This window comes from Microbacterium songi, from assembly GCF_042747925.1.
Classification (GTDB): domain Bacteria; phylum Actinomycetota; class Actinomycetes; order Actinomycetales; family Microbacteriaceae; genus Microbacterium.
This window is the reverse complement of record NZ_JBHZIE010000002.1, coordinates 198,835-214,887: the sequence shown is the minus strand read 5'-3', so window position 1 is coordinate 214,887 and position 16,053 is coordinate 198,835. Positions and strand designations below refer to the sequence as shown.

15 protein-coding genes are annotated in these 16,053 nt (G+C 67.8%); 4 read left to right on the top strand and 11 right to left on the bottom strand.

Features of this window, described 5'->3' with window-relative positions:
- The first annotated feature begins 11 nt into the window (after positions 1-11).
- Complete coding sequence (locus ACFM35_RS05120; protein ID WP_378839211.1) at positions 12-2,096, top strand: alpha-1,4-glucan--maltose-1-phosphate maltosyltransferase; 2,085 nt, start codon at positions 12-14, stop codon at positions 2,094-2,096.
- Positions 2,093-4,249, top strand: coding sequence for a 1,4-alpha-glucan branching protein GlgB (gene glgB / locus ACFM35_RS05115; protein ID WP_378839209.1), 2,157 nt, complete (start codon positions 2,093-2,095; stop codon positions 4,247-4,249). The genes ACFM35_RS05120 and glgB overlap by 4 nt, the downstream gene beginning before the upstream one ends.
- A 48-nt stretch (positions 4,250-4,297) precedes the next feature.
- On the opposite strand, the gene ACFM35_RS05110 is transcribed toward glgB, so the two are convergent.
- Together ACFM35_RS05110 and ACFM35_RS05105 are read right to left on the bottom strand one after the other, a co-directional pair.
- On the bottom strand, positions 4,298-5,254 hold the full coding sequence (locus ACFM35_RS05110) for a tetratricopeptide repeat protein (RefSeq protein WP_378839206.1): 957 nt from the start codon (positions 5,252-5,254) through the stop codon (positions 4,298-4,300).
- Complete coding sequence (locus ACFM35_RS05105) at positions 5,251-7,083, bottom strand: DUF8094 domain-containing protein (protein ID WP_378839203.1); 1,833 nt, start codon at positions 7,081-7,083, stop codon at positions 5,251-5,253. The genes ACFM35_RS05110 and ACFM35_RS05105 overlap by 4 nt, the downstream gene beginning before the upstream one ends.
- A gap of 174 nt (positions 7,084-7,257) precedes the next feature.
- On the opposite strand from ACFM35_RS05105, the gene ACFM35_RS05100 reads away from it, so the two are divergent.
- Positions 7,258-8,304 (top strand): AI-2E family transporter, encoded by a 1,047-nt coding sequence (locus tag ACFM35_RS05100; RefSeq protein WP_378839200.1) that lies wholly within the window; start codon positions 7,258-7,260, stop codon positions 8,302-8,304.
- Here the strand turns inward: ACFM35_RS05100 and ACFM35_RS05095 are convergent.
- The 9 genes from ACFM35_RS05095 to rpsB all read right to left on the bottom strand — a co-directional run bounded on the left by ACFM35_RS05095 (position 8,301) and on the right by rpsB (position 15,062).
- A complete protein-coding gene (locus tag ACFM35_RS05095; RefSeq protein ID WP_378839198.1) occupies positions 8,301-9,017 on the bottom strand; it encodes an alpha/beta hydrolase in 717 nt (238 codons plus the stop codon). The two genes, ACFM35_RS05100 and ACFM35_RS05095, sit on opposite strands and share 4 nt — an antisense overlap.
- Entirely contained in the window at positions 9,017-9,301 is a 285-nt protein-coding gene (locus ACFM35_RS05090; RefSeq protein ID WP_378839195.1) for a hypothetical protein, read from the bottom strand. Before ACFM35_RS05090 ends, ACFM35_RS05095 begins: the two co-directional genes overlap by 1 nt.
- Before the next feature lie 4 nt (positions 9,302-9,305).
- Complete coding sequence (locus ACFM35_RS05085; protein WP_378839193.1) at positions 9,306-10,055, bottom strand: aggregation-promoting factor C-terminal-like domain-containing protein; 750 nt, start codon at positions 10,053-10,055, stop codon at positions 9,306-9,308.
- A 54-nt stretch (positions 10,056-10,109) separates the two neighbouring features.
- On the bottom strand, positions 10,110-10,781 hold the full coding sequence (locus ACFM35_RS05080; RefSeq protein WP_378839191.1) for a DivIVA domain-containing protein: 672 nt from the start codon (positions 10,779-10,781) through the stop codon (positions 10,110-10,112).
- Positions 10,781-11,806: a phosphatidate cytidylyltransferase gene (locus tag ACFM35_RS05075; RefSeq protein WP_378839188.1), complete on the bottom strand. Its 1,026-nt coding sequence runs from the start codon at positions 11,804-11,806 to the stop codon at positions 10,781-10,783. Before ACFM35_RS05075 ends, ACFM35_RS05080 begins: the two co-directional genes overlap by 1 nt.
- Positions 11,807-11,818: 12 nt before the next feature.
- Complete coding sequence (frr, locus tag ACFM35_RS05070; RefSeq protein ID WP_378839186.1) at positions 11,819-12,373, bottom strand: ribosome recycling factor; 555 nt, start codon at positions 12,371-12,373, stop codon at positions 11,819-11,821.
- Between the two features lie 53 nt (positions 12,374-12,426).
- Positions 12,427-13,146, bottom strand: a complete 720-nt coding sequence (gene pyrH, locus ACFM35_RS05065) for a UMP kinase (protein WP_378839183.1) — start codon at positions 13,144-13,146, stop codon at positions 12,427-12,429.
- A gap of 100 nt (positions 13,147-13,246) precedes the next feature.
- Entirely contained in the window at positions 13,247-14,074 is an 828-nt protein-coding gene (gene tsf / locus ACFM35_RS05060; RefSeq protein ID WP_378839181.1) for a translation elongation factor Ts, read from the bottom strand.
- A gap of 52 nt (positions 14,075-14,126) precedes the next feature.
- Positions 14,127-15,062: a 30S ribosomal protein S2 gene (gene rpsB, locus ACFM35_RS05055; protein ID WP_378839178.1), complete on the bottom strand. Its 936-nt coding sequence runs from the start codon at positions 15,060-15,062 to the stop codon at positions 14,127-14,129.
- A gap of 381 nt (positions 15,063-15,443) precedes the next feature.
- Between rpsB and ACFM35_RS05050 the strand changes: the two genes are divergently transcribed.
- Entirely contained in the window at positions 15,444-16,007 is a 564-nt protein-coding gene (locus ACFM35_RS05050) for a murein hydrolase activator EnvC family protein (protein ID WP_378839175.1), read from the top strand.
- The last annotated feature ends 46 nt before the right edge of the window (positions 16,008-16,053 follow it).

Sequence of the window (16,053 nt, the reverse complement as noted above, 5' to 3'; positions counted from 1 at the left end):
AGGTTCGACACGTGGCCACGACGACGCGAACCGCGATTGCGCGCCCCTGGCGCGCCGCATCCCCCATCCCCCTCCGCGCTGCACAGCCCGGGAAGCCCGAGCAGGAAACGATCACGGGGCGCATTCCGCTGTTCCAGCCGTCGCCCTCGGTACCGGACGGCCTGTTCCGGCCGTCGGCCTATTCCGGTGAGGTGATCCCGTTCCAGGTGACGGCGTTCCGCGAGGGGCACGACAGCATCGGCGTCCACGTGCGGCTCTTCGCCCCCGGCGGCGACGAATCGCTGCATCGCCTGACACCGCTCGGCGACGGCTTCGACCGGTGGCGCACGAGTATCGCGCCGCTCGAAGAGGGCATCTGGTCCTTCCGTTTCGAGGCCTTCGGCGACGAATTCGCGACGTGGCAGCACGCGGCCCAGCTCAAGATCGCGGCGGGCGTCGATGCTCCGCTCATGCGGGAGATGGGCGCTCTGCTTCTGAGCCGCGCCGCCCAGGAGAAGGATCGGGATGCCGCCGAACGCCGCGCGCTCCAGGGCGCTGCCGCCGCGCTGCGCGACACGGCGATCAGCGACGAATCCGCCCTCGTGATCGTCGGGGATCCGGTGCTGGCCGAGTTCTTCGCCGTACGGCCGGTGACGAACCTGCACACTGTCGGTCCGACGTACGAACTCCTCGTCGAGCGGGAGCGCGCCGGCGTGGGAGCGTGGTACGAGTTCTTCCCCCGCTCGGAGGGCGCGAAGCGGCAGAAGGACGGCTCCATCAAGACCGGGACGTTCCGCACGGCTGCCAAGCGACTGCCGGCGGTCGCGGCGATGGGGTTCGATGTTCTGTATCTGCCCCCGATCCACCCCATCGGCACGATCAACCGCAAGGGTCCGAACAACAGCCTCGATCCGAAGGACGGCGATCCGGGTTCGCCGTGGGCCATCGGCTCCGCCGCGGGCGGTCATGACGTCGTCCATCCCGATCTCGGGTCGATCGCCGACTTCCGTGCCTTCGTGCGCGCCGCTCGCGCGGAGGGCCTCGAGATCGCCCTCGACTTCGCGATGCAGGCCGCGCCGGATCACCCGTGGGTATCAGAGCATCCGGAGTGGTTCACGACCCTTCCGGACGGCACGATCGCCTTCGCGGAGAACCCGCCGAAGAAGTACCAGGACATCTATCCGATCAACTTCGACAATGATCCGGCAGGAATCTACGCCGAGGCGCTGCGGGTGGTCAGGCACTGGATCGCCCAGGGCGTGACGATCTTCCGCGTCGACAATCCCCACACCAAGCCGCTGCAGTTCTGGGAGTGGCTCATCCGCACGGTGAACGCGGAACGACCCGACATCGTCTTCCTCGCCGAGGCCTTCTCGCGGCCCGCTGTCATGCAGGGTCTTGCGAAGGCGGGCTTTCAGCAGAGCTACACCTACTTCACGTGGCGCAACACGAAGGAGGAGCTCGAGGAGTTCCTGACGGGTCTCGCCACCGACACCGCTGACTTCCTGCGCCCGAACCTCTTCGTGAACACTCCCGACATCCTCACGGAGTACCTGCAGTACGGAGGGCGCCCCGGCTACAAGGTGAGGGCCGCGCTCGCCGCCACCGGCGCCCCGACCTACGGTGTGTACGCCGGATACGAACTGTACGAGAGTGTGGCCCGACCGGGCTCCGAGGAGAATCTCGATAACGAGAAGTATGAATACAAGGTGCGGGACTGGGAGGGCGCCGAAGAGCGGGGCGACTCGCTGGCTCCCTACCTCCGTCGACTCAATGAGATCCGACGCGCGCATCCCGCGCTCCGGCAGCTGCGCAACATCGACGTGCACTGGAGCGACGACGACGCGATCCTCGTGTTCTCCAAGCATCTCGATGCCGCGCTCTCCCCCGACGGGACATCGGACACGATCATCGTGATCGCGAACGTCGACGCTCACTCGGTCCGTCAGACGATGGTCCACCTCGACACGCGCGTCTGGGGCGTCGCCCCCGGGACGCCGTTCGATGTCGAGGACCTCGTGACCGGTGCTGTGTGGACCTGGTCCGATCACAACTTCGTGCGACTCGACGCTTTCACCGAACCCGTCCACATCCTTCACGTCAGGGAAACACGATGACCACGATCGACGACCGCACCCTCGACACGATCGCGACGGGTTCGTATCACGATCCGCACGGCGTACTCGGACTCCACCGTGGGAGCGGTGATGACACGGGCGCTCCCTGGGTCGTCCGCGCTCGTCGTCCACTCGCCGACACGGTGACCGCCGTGTTCGACGACGGTACCCGCGTCGGTCTCGATCACCTCCGAGGGGGTATCTGGGAAGGTGCGCACTCCGGTGACCCGGGTCGGTACGTCATCGAGACCACGTACGCGGATGCCCCGTCCTTCAGCGTCGACGACCCGTATCGTCACGGACCCACGCTGGGAGAGCTCGACCTCCACCTCATCCGCGAGGGTCGTCACGAGGAGCTGTGGACGGTCCTCGGTGCGCATGTGCGCGATCACGACGGGTCGCTCGGCACGGCCTTCACGGTCTGGGCGCCGAATGCCCGGGCGGTGCGCGTCGTGGGCTCGTTCAACGAGTGGGACGGGCAGGCGCACTCGATGCGCTCCATGGGCGGGTCCGGGGTGTGGGAGCTGTTCATCCCCGGCGTCGGCGCCGGTGCCTCCTACAAGTTCGAGCTGCTGACGCGGAACGGCGGGTGGATCCTCAAGGCCGACCCCATGGCTCGTCAGGCGGAGGTCCCGCCGGCGACGGCATCGGTCGTGACGGAGTCCCACTACGAATGGGAGGACCGCGCCTGGATGGATCGGCGGGCCGTCTCCACACCGATCTCGCAGCCCATGTCGGTCTACGAACTGCACTTCGCATCGTGGCGTCCCGGGCTGACCTACCGCGACGCGGCTGATCAGCTGATCGAGTACGTGACCGCGCAGGGCTTCACGCACATCGAGTTCCTCCCTCTCGCCGAGCATCCGTTCGGCGGATCCTGGGGATACCAGGTGACGGGCTACTACGCCGCGACGAGTCGGTTCGGCCACCCGGACGATCTGCGATACCTCATCGACCGGCTCCATCAGGCCGACATCGGCGTGATCATGGACTGGGTACCCGGCCATTTCCCCCGCGACGCCTTCGCCCTCGCCCAATTCGACGGCGAGGCGCTGTACGAGCATCCCGATCCTCGCCGCGGCGAGCACAAGGACTGGGGCACGCTGATCTTCGACTACGGGCGCAATGAGGTGCGCAACTTCCTCGTCGCGAACGCGCTGTTCTGGTTCGAGGAGTTCCACGTCGACGGCCTGCGGGTGGATGCCGTGGCCTCGATGCTGTACCTCGACTACTCGCGCGAGGAGGGCGAATGGGCCCCGAATGAGTTCGGCGGCCGCGAGAACCTGGAAGCACTGCGTTTCCTGCAGGAGGTCAACGCCACCGCGTACAAGCGCTATCCCGGCATCGCGATGATCGCCGAGGAATCGACGAGCTTCCCCGGTGTGACGGCGCCCACCAGCCAGGGCGGGCTGGGCTTCGGGTTCAAGTGGAACATGGGGTGGATGAACGACTCCTTGCAGTACTTCGCCCGCGACCCCATGTACCGCTCGCACCACGAGGGTGAGCTGTCGTTCTCGTTCGTGTACGCGTTCAGTGAGAACTTCGTGCTCCCCATCAGCCATGACGAGGTCGTGCACGGCAAGGGCAGCCTGTTCACCCGCATGCCCGGCGACCACTGGCAGAAGCTCGCGAACATGCGCGCCTTCCTCGCCTACATGTGGGGTCACCCCGGCAAGCAGCTGCTGTTCATGGGACAGGAGTTCGGTCAGATGTCGGAGTGGTCCGAGTCCCGGGGCCTCGACTGGTGGATGCTCGATCAGCCCGCGCACGCCGAGTTGCAGTCCTTCGTGGGCACCCTGAACCGCGCGTATCGCGACCATTCGGCCATGTGGGCGCGGGACAGCGACGGTGATGCATTCGCACGCCTGGGCGCGCCCACCTGGAATCCGAACGTCAGCGCATTCTCACGTCGGGACTGGCACGGCAACGTCGTGGCAGTGATCTGCAACTTCTCGGGCGTGCCCGTGCACGACTACGAAGTCGAACTGCCCGAGGCCGGGGTGTGGCGGGAGATCCTCAACAGCGACGTGCAGGAGTACGGAGGCTCAGGCGTCGGCAACCTCGGTACCGTTCACGCCGGCGACGGCGGTTTTGCCCGGATGGTGCTGCCTCCGCTCGGCGTGATCTGGCTGAGCCACGAGGCCGGCGCGTAGCGATTCGCGCGTGTGGGTCGGGCCCTGTCCGGGCTCGACCCCAGCCCGTCAGAACAGCAGCGACGTGAGCCGGCGACGGGCGACGAGCACGCGGGGATCCGCATCGCCGACGAGTCCGAACAGCTCGAGCAGTCGATCGCGCACCGGCGACCGCTCGTCGGCGGCAAGCGAGCCGAACAGCTCGAGCAGTCGACCGAAGGCATCCTCGATGTGCCCGCCCGCGAGATCGAGGTCGGCCGCGTCGAGCTGGGCGGGGATGTCGAGCGGGTTCGCCGCGGCTGCCGACCGGACGGCCTGCAGGTCGAGGTGCTGGACCCGGTCGAGCAACCGCACCTGACCCAGCCCCGCACGCGCATCCTCATCGCGCGGGTTCTCCGTCAATGCCTGCTCGTAGGCGGTGGCCGCCGCGGCGTAGTCGCCGGCCTCGATCGCCGCGAACGCGGCCGCGTGCAACGGAGGGAGCTCGGGCTCCGCCGGGGTCTCGTCGGCACGTGCCGAGTCATCCGCATCGACGTCCACAGAGCCGGTGACGCCGTTCTGCTGCGCGAGCTGCAGCAGCTGCGTGAACACGTCGCGCACCTGCTGCTCGGGGACTGCTCCGGTGAACATCGGCACCGGCTGCCCTGCGAGGAGGGCTACGACCATGGGGATCGACTGGGCGCGGAACGCCTGCGCGAGCTGCGGGTTCGCGTCGACGTCGACCTTGGCGAGGACGACCCTGCCTGCGAGCTCGCGGACGACTTTCTCGAGGAGGGGGCTCAGCTGCTTGCACGGCCCGCACCATTCGGCCCACAGGTCGACGACGACGGGAACGGTCCGCGAGAGCTCGAGCACCTGCGGGAACGTCGCGTCCGTCACATCGATGACGAGCGACGGGACGGATGACGCGGCGCCGGCGCCACCGTCGGCTGAGGGGGGTGCCGACACCGGCGCGGCCGGCCGGTTGCGCAGCGAGGACAGGTCGACGGCGCCGCGCAGGACGGCACCGGGTGCGGGATCGGTCACGGAATCACTTTCGCGTCGAGGATGTTCGAGGAGTACCCGAGCAAGCGGATCTTCTCGGTCGAGCCCTGCGAGGGCACATAGAAGAACAGCTGATCACTGTACGTGGTCGTGAAGCCCGTCGAGGACTGCTCCGCGCCGGCGAGGGCCTTGACCGTGGCGTTGTTGGTCAACTTGATGACGGCCTCAGCGTTCGTCGGCTTGACCGTGTCCGTCTCGTTCAGGTTCACGGCCACGATCGCGCCGCTCTCGAGCGTCGCCAGAGCGAGCGGGCTCTCCGCACCCGGCGTTGTCGAGAACGTGAGGGAGCCGGTCGACGCTGCGGTCTGATTGAACTCGTCCAGCCGCCGCTGCCGGTCGGCGGCCACACTCACGCGGAACTGGTCGCCGTCGGTGTCGAACTGTGCGAAGTACGTGCTCTGGTCACCGTTGGTGAGGATGTCCGCGTACGCGGTTGCCAGCTCGTCGGGGGTCATGACCAGGAACGGGGAGTCGGGGGCCACTTGTGTGGCGCCGACGTAGGACGCCGCGAGGTCGGGCATCTCGGTGGCGGCTTCGAGGTTCGCGAGGTACGACAGCTTGTAGGGAGACCAGGCGTCCTGCTGCGTCATCAGCATGATGCTCGAGACTTTGTCGTCCTGGTCGTCGACGACCGTCATGACGGTGCGAGGCCACGAATCGAAAGCCTGCGGCAGCACGATCTTCAGCGGTGAGGTCTGGATCGCCGGCATGGCGGCATAGTCGGGTACGGCCGCACCGAGGGTGTAGTTGGTGGAGCGCTCTGCGAGCGGCGCGCCGTCCAGTCGTGTGGCGGCGAGTGCAGGGTCGCGGTTCGCGTCGGCATCGGCGACCGTGTCCGCGATGCGCGTGAGGATCCGCTCGGCCTGGGCCTCCGTGACGGCGGGCGCCTGCTGGCCCTCGGGCACGATGACGGTGGCCGAGGGGCTCGGCGTCGGGCTGCCTGCCAGGGACGGCCATGAATCCGCGGTGCACCCGGCGAAGAGCAGTGCGGACACGCCGATCGCTGGCACGACGGCGAAGGCACGTCTGCCTCGCGAAAGGCTGCGACGGGTGGAGCCGGAACTGATCACGCCCTTCTGGGCGCCTTCCACAGCGAGGTCGATCGGCTCGGTCACCGCCACCGGGAGGCCCTTGCGACGAGGACCGCGCGAACGCCGCGCGTGGCGGATTCCCAGGACGTAGAGGAAGACGCCGATCGCCATGAGGATGGCACCGCCGACGATGAGCGGGCCCGCCCACGGCGTGCTGCGGGCCACCGGCCACGAGATCGAGATGTCTGCGGGTGCGGGCGCGGTGCCGTCACTGGCGATGAGCACGCTCATGGTGTCGGGCAGCTGAAGGGGCGCCACGAGCTCGTCCTCCTGCTGGAATTCGTCCAACCAGAGGTCCGAGCCGATAGGACTCTGCGGTACGGCCGTGGCCTCGGCAGTCGTGGTGTCGCCCGCCTCCGTGCCGTCTGCGGGCTCGGGGGCTGCCGTGGAGTCCGCATCGGGCTCGATGGGCGAGGTCGTGATCGTCCCGTCCGACGCGAGGCTCACCTCGTTGTGGGGGACGTCCGCGAGCCAGGCTTTCACGTCGGCCGTTCGACCGTACGAAGCGAACACCGCCCCGGACCTTGCGGCGCGCAGCGTCTGGGCACCGGGGAGGGCGTTGAGTACGGCCCCGTCGATCAGGGTGTACGGCGCGTCCTGAGTCACGGAGATCGCTGCGGTCTCGGTCTTCGGCCCCTGGAAGATGGTGCGCTGGGCGATGCCGGCACCGATCATCACCGCGGCGAGAACGAATGCCACGACCGCCCACACGAAACGCACGAAATACACTCCTCGGGGCCCGCCGATGTGACGACAGACCTTTGACTCGACGTTACAGACTAGCCAAGATCTCCTGAAAGTCCCCAGAGAGCACCGCGGAAACGGTCTGCGAGTGCATTGTCAGTATCCTTGCCACACACCCGTCGGGACCTCGCCGGAAAAGTCTGGAGCATCGTGAAGATTCAAAATCCGTTCCGTGTGGCGCTCGTCGCCACACTGGGCGTGGGCGTGGGACTCCTGCTGATCGGCAGCATCCAGACTCTGTCGACGATTCTCCTCTACGTGGGCACAGCTCTGTTCCTGTCCCTCGGCCTCGAACCGGTGGTGTCGTTCCTCGAGCGTCGCAAGCTCCCCCGATGGGCGGCGGTGTTGATCACCCTGCTCGCGGTGCTCCTCGTTCTGGCGGGCATCGTGCTGATGGTCGTGCCGATCATCGCGTCGCAGATCACCCAGTTGGTCGGCACCATCACCGACATCGCCCAGTCGGGGACCTTCCTCAAGGACGTCGAGAACTGGCTCACTGCGACCTTCCCGAACCTGAACCTCGATGAGGTCACGAAGTATCTGCAGAACTGGGTCGCCACCCTCGACTACGGTTCGATCGGCGGCGGCATCATCGCGGTCGGCGCATCCATCCTCGCGGGGTTCACCGGCACGTTCATCGTCGTCATCCTCACGATCTACTTCACCGCCTCCACTCCGAACCTGAAGGCCGCCATCTACCAGCTCGTGCCCGCGTCGAAGCGCTCGCGCTTCATCGACCTGTCCGAGCAGATCACCGATTCCGTGGGCTACTACGTCATGGGCCAGGTGAGCATGGGTGTCATCAACGGCATCTTGAGCGCGATCTTCCTCACGATCATCGGGGCGCCGTTCCCGGCCGTGCTCGCCGTCGTGGCGTTCTTCTTCTCCCTCATCCCGCTGGTCGGCACCCTGACCGGTTCGGCGCTGATCGTCCTGACGTGTCTCGGACTCGGCTCGCCCACGACAGCCCTCATCGCGGCGATCTACTACCTCATCTACATGCAGATCGAGGCGTATGTGATCTCGCCGCGCATCATGAACCGGGCCGTCTCCGTGCCGGGCGCTGTGGTGGTGATCGCGGCGCTGGCGGGCGGTTCGCTGCTGGGTCTGCTCGGCGCACTGATCGCGATCCCGGTGGCGGCCAGCATCCTGATCATCTACCGTCAGGTCGTCATCCCGCGGATGAACGAGCGTTAGGCCTCGTCCGCCCATTCGGTGGCCAGCGGCAGGGCGTCGGGGTTGACCGCAGCGACGATCTCGGTCAGCACCCGCCGCGTCTGCGTCTCCCCCACCCAGAGGTGTCGTCCGCCCTCGATGGGAATGAGCACGGCGCCGGGAACGGTCGAGAAGCGGGCGACGGCCTCCGCCGGCCGGAGATAGTCGTCGAACTCGGGGATCAACGCGATGAGGGGACGGGGATCCCCGGCCCACGCCGCCACCTCCTCCGGAGTCGCGCGGTGGAGCGGCGGCGAGAGCAGGATCACCCCCTCCGCATCGTGATCGCGCCCGTACTTGAGGGCGATCTCCGTGCCGAAGGACCATCCGACGAGCCACGGATGCGGGAGCGAGCGCTCGCGGACGAAGTCCATCGCCGCGGCCAGGTCGAACGCCTCGGCGCGACCGCCGTCGAACGAGCCCTCGCTCGTCCCTCGCGGTGAGACGGTGCCGCGTGTGTTGAATCGGAGGACCGCCACCTCGGCCTGTGCCGGAAGACGTGCGGCAGCCTTCCGCAGGATGTGCGAGTCCATGAAACCACCTGCGGTCGGAAGGGGGTGCAGGGTGACCAGGGTCGCCACCGGCTCGACGTCCCGCGGGGTCGCCAGCTCGCCGACGAGGGTCAGCCCGTCCACGGTGGTGAGCTCGATGTCCTCCCGGTGGGCGGGAAGCAGTCGGGGTCCACGTATCTCCATCAGGCAATCCTCCAACAGTGCGTGTGCCAGTGGCGCCGTGCGGCCAGGTCTGCCGTGTCGCCGAGCACACCGTCCGCACGCCACGCGACGACGTGCGCCGCGCCCGATTCGACGTTGCGTCCACAACCGGGGCAGACGTAGGACTTCTGCGCCCGTGATGCGGCCACGGGCTGCACCACCCACTCGACACCACGGCGTACCTCGGTGCGCTTCCACCCCGCGATCATCCTCGTCAGAGCGTCATCGTCCTCGGGAGACGGATGACGGCGGTTCGACCGCGGCACGAGCTCAGTACCAGCCGGAGCTGTTCGAGTGCGCCCACGCCCCGCACGGCGTGCCGTAGCGACCGCCGATGTAGCCCAGGCCCCAGGCGATCTGCGTCGCGGCGCTGGTTTCCCAGTCCGCGCCCGCGCTGGCCATTTTGTTGCCGGGAAGCGCCTGCGGAATTCCATACGCTCCGCTGCCGGCGTTGTAGGCGTTGACGCGCCATCCGGATTCCCGGTTCCAGAGCGCGACGAGGCAGGAGAAGTCGTCGTTGCTCCATCCGCGGGCCATCACCATGTCGAAGGCTATCGACTGCGCGCTCCCGGGGTCCGGTGACGCGAACGGCGGTGTCCAGCTCGACTCCGGCTCGGACTCGGACTCGGACGACGACGTGCCGGTCGCCTTCTTCGTGGGCGTAGGGGTCGGGGTCGGTGTCGGTGTGACGTACACCTCGTAGTTGCCCCGCGCCAGCTCGGGTCCGTCTGCCTCTGCGGCGGTGCCGCTGACCCGCAGCGACTGCGCGTCGCCGAGGGTGATCGAGTACAGCGTCGCGGGCGGTTCGACGGCTTCGGCCTTCGAGAGGGAGACCCCGATGGGTCCGACGTACGCAGCCACGAAGCCGACAGCGGCCATCGCGGCGAACACACTCAGCACACCGCGGCTGCGAGACCACCGCGGCCGAGTCCGTCCGACCTCGCTGCGCAGGGGCGGAGCATCCGCGGCCCGGCGCACGGCGCGCGACGGGCCGGGTGTCATCTCATCGCCGGGGGTCACAGTGGCCCGAGTCTACCGGGGCGCCCGCGGGCACGCCATCCGCTCGCGGTGCGCTCAGGCGACGGCGAGCATCACTTCGACGACCGAATCCAGCACGGCATCGACCTGGGCTTCGCGATACCCGCCGCGCTGCATGCGGAACGCCACCGCCCGGACCTGCTCGACCGTCACCGTCTCCCCCGCTGCGAGGTAGCGCGCGATCTTGTCGGCGACGAGGTCGACCTCGTCGACGCGGTACCCGTAGCGCATCACACCGACTTTCTCGAACCGCTGCCCCCGTGGGCGGCTGAGGCGGTCCAGTACGACCTGAGCCGTGGCCCGCGTCGCACCCACCCACTCGGCCGGGCCGACCGCGGTCACGACGCGTTCGCGTTCGAGAGCGGCGAAAGCGTCCTCGATGCGCGACAGGGCGGCATCCACCGCCGCAATCGCGTAGCCGTGTCGCACGAGCGGGAACGCCACCCGGCGCACGAGCTCGGCACGGAACAGCGTCGTGGTCCCCGAGTTTTCGTCGGCGCCGGTGGTCGCAGCATCCGTACCACCCTGCTCAGGTGCACGATCCGCGTGCTCCTCCGATTCGAATGCCGCGCGCGCTTGTGCCATGAAGGCGTCCACGGCGCGTCGTTCATAGCCCTTCGTGCGCCCGGATGTCACCGCGAACAGCGCGTACTGGGGGTCCTGCGCGGCGACGGCGTCGTCGCGGTCGTCTTGTTCGTCGATGGTCATCAGGCCGCCAGAGGGGTGAGCAGGTAGTACAGGGCGAGGGCGCCCACGGTCGAGGGAAGGATCGAGTCGAGACGATCGAGGACTCCCCCGTGGCCGGGCAGCCAGGAGCTCATGTCCTTGATGCCGAGGTCGCGCTTGACCATCGACTCTCCGAGGTCTCCTGCGGTGGCCGTCGCCAGGATGACGGCGCCGAACACGAGGCCCGTCCACCAGGGCAGCCCCAGCATGAACAATGCCAGGAGGACGCCGGCGACGAGGGACGCGGCAGCCGCTCCCGCGAACCCTTCCCACGTCTTCTTGGGACTGATGCGGGGGGCCATCGGATGCTTGCCGAAGGAGAGTCCGGTGGCGTAGGCGCCGGTGTCGGATGCGACGGTCACGATGATGAACGCGAGAACCCACCATTCCCCGCCCTCCTGTCGGACCAGCAGCACGCACAGGCTGGCGAAGAACGGGACGTACAGCTGGATGAAACCCGCTGTCAGCACATCCCGCAGCACCTCGCCGTAGGTGCGACCGTCGCCGTCGAACATCTGCCCGACCATCCGCCAGACGATGACGAACGCGACCGCGGCGAAGATCGCCACCCACAGCAGCCAGAGCTCGAGGAAGACACCGCCGAGGACGAGCAGGGTGCCGGCGATGAGCTGCGGCACCAGATCGACACGGCGGCCCGCTGCCTGCATGGCGCGGGTGATCTCGAACAGCGCGAGCGTGCTGGCTCCCAGCGCGAAGACGACGAACACCCACTTGAAGAAGATCAGCGACGCCAGCAGGGCGGCACCGATGCCGAGCGCGATCAGGATGGCGACGACCAGATCGCGGCCCGTGCGTTCTTTCAGTCGCTCGTTCGCCTGGTCGAACTCGGCGCGGGCGTGCGCCACCTGGTTCTCGAACTCGGCGCGCGCGGCCCGCACATGCGTTTGGAACGCCTGGGATGGGTCTCCCGGAGGCGGAGGCGGAGGCCCGGCCTCGCCCTCGCCGGGACGATCCCCGACCGGCGGACCGCCGGATGCGTCGGTCATGAGCCCGCGGCCTCAGACTTCGAGGAGTTCGGTCTCTTTACGCTTGAGCGCCTCGTCGATGGCGTCGACGTGCACACGGGTGAGAGCGTCGAGCTCCTTCTCGGCACGGCCGAGCTCATCCTCACCCACATCGCTCTTGAGCGCGTCGAGATCGTCCTTCGACTTGCGACGGATGCCGCGGACGTGCACCTTGGCGTCTTCGCCCTTGCCGCGGACGATCTTGACGAACTCCTTGCGGCGCTCCTGCGTGAGCTCCGGCAGGGTCACCCGGACGAGCGAGCCGTCGTTCGTGGGGTTCGCGCCGAGATTGGGGGTGTCGCGGATCGCCTGCTCGATGGCCTTCAGCGCCGACTTGTCGTACGGCGTCACCACGATGGTCCGGGCTTCCGGGTTGTTCAGCGACGCGAGCTGCGCGAGCGGCGTGGGCGTGCCGTAGTAGTCGACCAGGATCTTCTGGAAGAGCTGAGGGTTGGCCCGGCCCGTGCGAACGGTCGCGAAATCCTCTTTCGCAGCCTCGACGGCACGGTCCATGCGCGTTCCGGCATCAGCCAGGACATCGGCGATCACGGTGACTCCATTCGGTAGATCCTGCAGCGTTCAGTCTAGTCGGCGACCGTCCGTCACACCGTGACGAGCGTGCCGATGGATTCGCCCAGAAGAGCCCGTGTCACGTTGCCCGCCGGCTCCATGCCGAAGACGCGCATGTCCATGCCGTTGTCCATGCAGAGGCTGAACGATGTGGAGTCGACGACTTTCAATCCGCGCTGCAGTGCGTCGATGTAGGTGATGCGATCGATGCGCGTGGCCGAGGCGTCCTTGTTCGGGTCGGCGGTGTAGACCCCGTCGACCCCGTTCTTGGCGACCAGCACCTCGGATGCACCGATCTCCAGTGCGCGCTGAGCGGCGACCGTGTCGGTGGAGAAATACGGCAGACCGGCGCCGGCGCCGAAGATCACGACGCGACCCTTCTCCATGTGGCGCTCCGCGCGACGCGGGATGTAGGGCTCGGCGACCTGCGTCATGGCGATGGCCGACTGCACGCGTGTGGCCGCGCCCGCCTGCTCGAGGAAGTCCTGGAGGGCCAGCGCGTTCATCACCGTACCGAGCATGCCCATGTAGTCGGCGCGGCCGCGGTCCATTCCCCGTTGACTGAGTTCGGCACCGCGGAAGAAATTGCCGCCGCCCACGACCACGGCGATCTCGACCTGGTCCACCGCCGCGGCGATCTCCCTCGCCATCTGGCCCACGACGTCGGGGTTGACCCCGAGCTGGCCCCCGCCGAATGCTTCTCCGGACAGTTTCAGGAGCACGCGTCGGCGCCCACTCGATCCATTGGTCACGAGGTGTCCTCTCATCGCTGATACAAAGCTATCGAAGGCGGGCGTGGCCCGCGCACGGAAAAGGCCCGCACCGTCACCGATGCGGGCCTCATCGCCTGAGTCAGGCGCCGACCTTGAAGCGGGCGAACCCGGTCAGGGTGATGCCTGCGGCCTTGGCGACCTGCGCCACGGACTGCTTGTTGTCCTTTGCGTAGTCCTGGTCCAGGAGCGACACCTGCTTGAAGAACGCGTTCACGCGGCCTTCGACGATCTTCGGCAGCGCCGCTTCGGGCTTGCCCTCGTTGCGTGAGATCTCCGTGACGATCTCGCGCTCACGATCGACGTCCGCCTCGGGAACCTCATCGCGCGTCAGGTAGGACGGGTTGGCGAACGAGATGTGCTGCGCGATGCTTCGTGCCGTCTCGGCGTCGGCTCCGGTGTAGGCGAGCACGACTCCGACCTGGGGCGGGAGGTCCTTGCTCGTCTTGTGGAGGTACACCTCGAAGTGCTCACCCGTGAGGGTGCGCACGCGACGCAGCTCGACCTTCTCGCCGATGATCGCTGCTTCGTCCGAGATGAGCTGCTCGACGGTGCCGTTGCCGGCGGGGGCGGCAAGTGCCGCTTCCACCGAGTCGGCCGAGACAGCGGCCGCGGCATCCGCGACCTTATCGGCCAGTGCGATGAAGCGGTCGTTCTTCGCGACGAAATCGGTCTCGCACGCGAGCTCGATGATCGTGACCTTGCCGTCGCCCTCACGAGCGGCGATGAGGCCCTCGCTCGTGGAACGATCGGCACGCTTCGCGTTGCCCTTCGCGCCCTTGAGTCGCAGGATCTCGACAGCCTTCTCGACGTCGCCGTCAGCCTCCTCGAGCGCCTTCTTGGTGTCGACCATTCCGGTGCCGAGCTGCTCGCGCAGCGCTTTGATGTCGGCGATGGTGAAGTTGGCCATGGGTGGTGGCTCCTTGCTGGTGATACGGGTGATCAGCGGGTGATGAGGATGGTCAGTTGGCGGTCTCGACGGCCACTGCTTCGTCGTGTGCCTCGGCGCCGGCGACATCTGCCTCGGACTCCGTGGCGGCGATCGTCTCGGCCTCGACGTCGACGGCATCCGCGGCGTCCGCGGCGGCGATGCCCTCGTCGGCGACCTTCTCGGTCTCGGCGGAGCCCTGCTCTTCCGTGTTCTGCTCGAGCAGTGCGCGCTCCCAGTCGGCGAGGGGCTCGGACTCGGCCGCCTCGTCGGTCGGCTGGTGGCGCTGGATGAGTCCCTCGGCTGCGGCGTCGGCGATGATGCGCGTGAGCAGGCCCACGGAGCGGATCGCGTCGTCGTTGCCCGGGATCGGGTACTGGAACTCGTCGGGGTCGGCGTTCGTGTCGAGGATGCCGATCACGGGGATGCCGAGTTTGCGCGACTCGTTGATGGCGAGGTGCTCGCGCTTGGCGTCGACGACCCAGATGGCCGACGGGGTCTTCGTGAGGTTGCGGATGCCACCGAGCGACTTGTGGAGCTTGTCCAGCTCGCGCTTCTTGATGAGCATCTCCTTCTTGGTGAAGCCGCTGGATGCGGTGTCTTCGTAGTCCAGCTCCTCGAGCTCCTTCATGCGCGCCAGGCGCTTGGAGACCGTCTGGAAGTTGGTCAGCAGACCGCCGAGCCAACGCTGGTTCACGTACGGCTGGCCCACACGCGTCGCCTGCTCGGCGATGACTTCCTGAGCCTGCTTCTTCGTGCCGACGAAGAGGATCGTGCCGCCGTGGGCGACCGTCTCCTTGACGAACTCGTAAGCGCTGTCGATGTAACCCAACGACTGCTGCAGGTCGATGATGTGGATGCCACTGCGCTCGGTGAGGATGAAGCGCTTGACCTTCGGATTCCACCGACGGGTCTGGTGTCCGAAGTGGACGCCGCTGTCGAGCAGCTGGCGAATGGTGACGACGGCCATGGCCGTACTCCTGTTCTGGCGCGCACGCACGCCTTTTGCGGTTTCTTCCGCCGTATCGAATGACCGGCGATCCTGGTGCCTGACGAACTCCCGCTCGCCCAATTTCTCGAGCAGACCGATGGGAGTGGATGCCGCACGCTGACCCGGATCGGACTCGGAGAGCCGGAACGGGTGCGGGTGCTGAAGGCACGCGTAGTCACCCCGACAAGCGAGGTGCTGTCTCAGTCTACCAGGGCGCCGACGCCGTCGCGGCATCGCGCTCGGGTCGAGGGCGCGCGTCCCTTCCTCCCCCGCGGGCGGCGGACCGCGAGGAGCACGGACTTCCCACGCCTGGGGCCTGCGCCGCTCCCACGCGATGGCCGGGCGGACGATCCTGGACGGATGCTTCGTCTTCGCGCGTGCCGATCGGCGACCGGGTGGCATGCCGCGGTTCTGTCGGTCATCTGTGCCGCGGGGGCGGTGGGCGTGGCGGGGCCGGCGAACGCCGTGGTCTCGGTCGACGTCGGCATGGTCGGCGCTTCCGCCTCTGCGCCGGACGCTGCGCGGTGGGTGTGGCCGATCGCCGGTGCGCGGATCGAAAGACCGTATGCCGCGCCTGCGCACGCGTACGGCCCGGGACATCGTGGAATCGATCTCTTAGGCGGCTCGGGCGTCGCGGTGCGCGCGCCGGACAGCGGGGTCATCGCGTTCTCGGGGGCGATCGCGGGCCGCGGGATCGTGACGATCGACCACGGAGCGGGACTCGTGACCACGCTGGAACCCGTGGCATCCGAGCTCGTCGCGGGCACGGCGGTCGACAGGGGACAGGAGGTCGCGACGCTGGCGGCGGGCGGTCATACGCCCGCCGGTGCGCTGCATCTCGGTGTCCGACTCGACGGTCGCTACATCAATCCGCTCGTTCTGCTCGGCGGGGTGCCGCGCGCCGTGCTGCTCCCCTGCTGCTGACACGTCGCGTTGCACGCGCAGCGACCCGGGCGCGGGTCGGCCCGCG

Coding starts and splice junctions, on each gene's coding strand:
- ACFM35_RS05080 (WP_378839191.1), bottom strand. CDS start 10,781: ATGACCATCGACGAACAAGACGACCGCGACGACGCCGTCGCCGCGCAG.
- ACFM35_RS05075 (WP_378839188.1), bottom strand. CDS start 11,806: ATGACCGACGCATCCGGCGGTCCGCCGGTCGGGGATCGTCCCGGCGAG.
- glgB (WP_378839209.1), top strand. CDS start 2,093: ATGACCACGATCGACGACCGCACCCTCGACACGATCGCGACGGGTTCG.
- ACFM35_RS05095 (WP_378839198.1), bottom strand. CDS start 9,017: ATGGAGATACGTGGACCCCGACTGCTTCCCGCCCACCGGGAGGACATC.
- rpsB (WP_378839178.1), bottom strand. CDS start 15,062: ATGGCCGTCGTCACCATTCGCCAGCTGCTCGACAGCGGCGTCCACTTC.
- tsf (WP_378839181.1), bottom strand. CDS start 14,074: ATGGCCAACTTCACCATCGCCGACATCAAAGCGCTGCGCGAGCAGCTC.
- ACFM35_RS05050 (WP_378839175.1), top strand. CDS start 15,444: ATGCTTCGTCTTCGCGCGTGCCGATCGGCGACCGGGTGGCATGCCGCG.